1 protein-coding gene is annotated in these 652 nt (G+C 45.4%); it reads right to left on the minus strand.

Going from position 1 to position 652, the window contains the following annotated elements; translation table 11 throughout:
• The coding region (locus tag H8R91_RS11930; RefSeq protein WP_243237861.1) for an alpha-amylase family glycosyl hydrolase at positions 1–652 on the minus strand (652 nt) is incomplete at both ends.

Below are 652 nucleotides of genomic sequence, written 5' to 3' on the forward strand. Positions count from 1 at the left end.
TAAGGTTTTTCCAAGAAGCAAATTCAACGTGTTTTGCGGTATCGCAACGGAAACCGTCAACACCGTACTCTCTTACCCACTCTGAAAGCCAGCCTGCAAGGTAGTTGCTTACAGTCGCGTTTCTGCCTGTTTTGGTGAAGAAGTTATTAATCTTTGCTGTTTCAGAATCAAGTCTGCCCTCTCTGCTCCACTTTTTCTGGAGAATTTTTGGAAGACCTACTTTAGAAGCCTGTTCTGTTTTAAAGTCAGGAAGACCCGCAAGAGATCTTGTGAGGTCACTGCCGCCACCTTCTGTATAACCTGCTACACCGCAACGAATCCAATCAGGACCCCACCAGTTAGCCCAGTCTTCTGCATTTGTATTGTAGTCGATAAAGCTGTGATATGTTTTGTTGTTTACATTCTGATGTGAATAGTATGCGTCTTCCCAGCCCGGTGCTACTGTGCCGTAACCATACTCTGCCATATCGTAAAGCGAGTTGTAGCCTGAGTGGTTCATTACGATATCCATAATAACTCTGATGCCGTGCTCGTGAGCTGTGTCAACAAGAGTTTCAAACTCCTCGGCAGTACCGAAGTTTGCATCTGTCTGTGTGTAGTCGAGAACATAGTAGCCGTGGTATGAATAGTGAGCGTAACTTGGATTACCGTC

This window comes from Ruminococcus intestinalis (assembly GCF_014288065.1).
GTDB lineage: Bacteria > Bacillota > Clostridia > Oscillospirales > Acutalibacteraceae > Ruminococcoides > Ruminococcoides intestinale_A.